This is a genomic window from Parvibaculum sp., assembly GCF_049651025.1.
In the GTDB taxonomy this organism is placed as follows: domain Bacteria; phylum Pseudomonadota; class Alphaproteobacteria; order Parvibaculales; family Parvibaculaceae; genus Parvibaculum.
This window is the reverse complement of record NZ_JBASBH010000086.1, coordinates 1-3,612: the sequence shown is the minus strand read 5'-3', so window position 1 is coordinate 3,612 and position 3,612 is coordinate 1. Positions and strand designations below refer to the sequence as shown.

The 3,612-nt window shown below is 60.7% G+C and carries 4 protein-coding genes; 3 read left to right on the top strand and 1 reads right to left on the bottom strand.

Features of this window, described 5'->3' with window-relative positions:
- Nucleotides 1–155: 155 nt before the first annotated feature.
- The 3 genes from WA943_RS11695 (at nt 156) to WA943_RS11685 (ending at nt 3,089) form a co-directional block, all read left to right on the top strand.
- Nucleotides 156–1,118 carry a flagellar motor protein MotA gene (locus tag WA943_RS11695; protein WP_424470058.1) on the top strand — a complete coding sequence of 321 codons (963 nt, stop codon included), beginning with the start codon at nt 156–158 and terminating at the stop codon, nt 1,116–1,118.
- A gap of 11 nt (nt 1,119–1,129) precedes the next feature.
- Entirely contained in the window at nt 1,130–2,137 is a 1,008-nt protein-coding gene (locus tag WA943_RS11690) for a peptidoglycan -binding protein (RefSeq protein ID WP_424470057.1), read from the top strand.
- Nucleotides 2,138–2,312: 175 nt separating this feature from the next.
- Entirely contained in the window at nt 2,313–3,089 is a 777-nt protein-coding gene (locus tag WA943_RS11685; RefSeq protein ID WP_424470056.1) for a hypothetical protein, read from the top strand.
- 96 nt (nt 3,090–3,185) lie between these two features.
- Here WA943_RS11685 and WA943_RS11680 read toward each other — a convergent pair whose 3' ends face one another.
- Nucleotides 3,186–3,545, bottom strand: a complete 360-nt coding sequence (locus WA943_RS11680; RefSeq protein ID WP_424470055.1) for an endonuclease domain-containing protein — start codon at nt 3,543–3,545, stop codon at nt 3,186–3,188.
- Nucleotides 3,546–3,612 lie beyond the last annotated feature (67 nt).

Below are 3,612 nucleotides of genomic sequence, written 5' to 3'. Positions count from 1 at the left end.
GACTGGCGCTTCGCCGCGTGCTGGCCGTGCGCGAAGTGCTGATCGGGCAAGGCATCACTGCTGAACGGCTGCAGGTTCAGGCGCTGGGCGGCGCGCGCGACGCCGGGCCGCTCGACCGCGTCGATATCGTCAAATCAGGCCGCTAGGAGAACGCGATGGCAAAGGACTTCACCACCGGCACGGCCCTTTCCAATGCGCGTCCCTATCTGATGCGCATGGTGATCTTCCTGATCCTTGTGGGCTTTCTGCTGACAATCCTGTCGCCGCAACTGAAGACCGCCTATTTCACCAATCCCGGCCTCAACACGCTGATCATCAGCACATTGCTTCTCGGCATTCTCTATGGCTTCCGCCAGGTGCTGGCGCTGGGGCCGGAAGTGCGCTGGGTGAACAATTTCCGCCGCGCCGATCCGGGCCTGTCGCTGTCGAACCCGCCGCGCCTTCTGGCGCCCATGGCGACGATGCTCGGCGATCGCAAGGGACGGATGCAGCTCAATGCGCTGTCGATGCGCTCGATCCTCGATTCGCTGGGATCGCGCCTCGACGAGCAGCGCGAAACCTCGCGCTATCTGATCGGTCTGCTGATCTTTCTCGGCCTGCTCGGCACCTTCTGGGGCCTGCTGACGACGGTAAGCTCGGTCGGCACCACGATCCATAATCTCCATGTCGAAACATCGGACCCGGCGACCGTTTTCCAGAACCTGAAATCGGGACTTGAGGGGCCGTTGTCGGGCATGGGCACGTCATTCTCGTCGTCACTGTTCGGGCTTGCCGGTTCGCTGATCCTTGGCTTCCTCGATCTGCAAGCCGGTCAGGCGCAAAACCGTTTCTACAACGAGCTTGAGGAATGGCTCTCGACGGTCACGGATATTTCCAACGACTTCGAACGCGCCCCCGGCATGCTTGGCGATACGGTAAAGCGGCTTGAGCGCATCGAACAGGCGCTGACGAATAATGGCGGCGCAAATGCAAACGCGCCGATGATGGCGCTGGCAGGCCAGATCACGGCGCTGACCGAACAGCTCCGGCACGAGCAGCAACTGATCCGCCGCCTTGCCGAAAATCAGGAGGCGCTCGGCCCCGTGCTCGAACGCCTCGCCTCGCGCATCGACAGATAGGAGCGCGGATCATGGCCTATGCCAGACGCATTCGCGGACGCGCCCCAAGCGCCGACTATTGGCCGGGCTTTGTCGACGCCATGTCGAGCCTGCTGCTCGTTCTGATTTTTCTGCTGACGATTTTCATGCTGACGCAGTTCTTTCTCTCGCAGCTTGTGTCGAGCAAGGACGCTGCGCTTGAAAGCCTGAAGAGCCAGATTGCCGAACTGGTAAGCCAGCTTGCGCTATCGAAGCAGGAAAAGGCCGACATGCAGACGATGATCGCCAGTCTGCAAATCGACCTTGCCGACGCCAATGCGCAGAAGGACAAGCTGGCGGCAAGCGCGGATAGCGGCGGGCAAATATCCGTGCTGACCGACGAGCTTTCCAAGCAGAAGGAAATTTCCAATCAGGCGCTGGCGCAGGTCGAACTGTTGAACCAGCAGATTTCGGCGCTCCGCCGCCAGCTTGCCGCATTGGAAGCAGCGCTTGAGGCATCGGAACAGCGCGACAAGGAAAGTCAGGCGCAGATCGCCGATCTCGGCAAGCGGCTCAATGCGGCGCTTGCGCAGAAGGTGCAGGAGCTTGCGAAATATCGCTCCGAATTCTTCGGGCGCTTGCGCGAAATTCTCGGCAACCGATCCGACATTGAAATCGTCGGCGACCGCTTTGTGATCCAGTCGGAAATTCTTTTCGGCTCCGGCTCCGCCGACCTCAACCCATCGGGCGAGGCGCAATTGCGCAAGATCACCGAAGCGGTGAAGGAAATTTCAGCGCAGATTCCAAACGATATTTCCTGGGTGATCCGCATAGACGGCCATACGGACGTGAACCCGATCCACACGGCGCAGTTCCCGTCGAACTGGTATCTGTCCAGCGCGCGCGCGATCGCGGTCGTGAATTTCATGGTGAAGGAAGGCGTCGCGCCGAACCATCTGGTCGCGGCGGGCTTCGGCGAGTTTCAGCCGCTGGACCAGGGGAAAGATGCAGAGGCGCTGAAGCGCAATCGCCGCATAGAGTTCAAGCTGACGGAGAGATAAGGAATTTTTCAATCGTCATGGCCGGGCTTGCCCCGGCCATCCACGTCTTTCCGAAACGCTGAAAGCAAGACGTGGATACGCGGGTCAAGCCCGCGCATGACGGGTGAAAAAAGCATCATCGTGGGGTCGAGCCCGGCCATGACGCAGATGCACGAACACACCAGGAGCGAGCCTCATGAACAAGTTGGTTGAGCGCGGCTTGAGCAAGGTGCCCGAAGTCACACTCGGTTTCTGGGTCATCAAGGTCGCGGCAACGACGCTGGGCGAAACGGGCGGCGATGCCGTCTCGATGTCGCTCGACCTCGGCTACGCAATCAGCAGCATCATCTTTATCGGCATTTTCTTTGTCGCCGTGATCGCGCAGGTCAGGGCGAAAGCGTTTCATCCCTTTCTCTACTGGGCCGTCATCATCGCAACGACGACGGCAGGCACCACCATGGCGGATTTCGCCGATCGCTCGCTCGGCATCGGCTATGCGGGCGGATCGTCGATCCTGTTTGCGCTTCTCGTCGCGTCGCTTGGCGTCTGGTACTGGTCGGTCGGTTCTGTTTCGGTCGCCGCCATCACCTCGCACAAGGTCGAGATATTCTACTGGGTGACGATATTGTTCTCGCAGACGCTGGGCACGGCGCTCGGCGACTGGATGGCCGACACAAACGGGCTTGGCTATGAAGGCGGCGCGCTCGTCTTCGGCACGGGCCTGGCGCTGGTCGCGGCGGCTTACTATTTCACGAACATGTCGCGCACGGCCTTGTTCTGGGCCGCCTTCATCCTGACGCGACCGCTCGGCGCGACGGTGGGCGACCTGCTCGACAAGCCGATCGACCATGGCGGCCTCGCCTTCAGCCGCTTCACGGCCTCGGCAGTCCTCGCGGTCTTCATCGTCGTCTGCATATTGCTGCTGCCGCAGAAGGCCGCGATGCATGCGAAAGAGAAACCGCAGGTGCCTTGAGGCAAGACCCTCACCCAACCCTCTCCCAGAGGGAGAGGGCTGGAATGCGATTGATCAACTCCCTCTCCCTTTGGGAGAGGGAGGGACCCGCCGCCGTCAGGCGGTGGGAGGGTGAGGGTCTCCGCCCAGCGCGTCCAGAATAACCGTCAACACGCCTTCCGTATTTGCCAGCATCTCATTGTTCCAAAAGCGAATGACGCGGTAACCCTGCGCTTCAAGATAATGTGTGCGCCGCAGATCTGCTTCGGCCCGCTCATCATGCTGACCGCCATCGACCTCGACGATAAGCATGCGTTCTGTGCACAGAAAATCCGCGATGAAGGGGCCAACCGGCACCTGGCGCCGGAACTTGAAACCGAAGAACCCCCGATTGCGCAAACGCGACCAGAGGCGCTTTTCGGCGTCGCTCTGGTTCGCTCGCAATGAGCGCGCCCGCTGAAGGTTCTTGTTCGGCATAGAAAGACCCTCACCCAACCCTCTCCCAGAGGGAGAGGGCTAGAATTAAGACCTCTCTCCCTCCAAG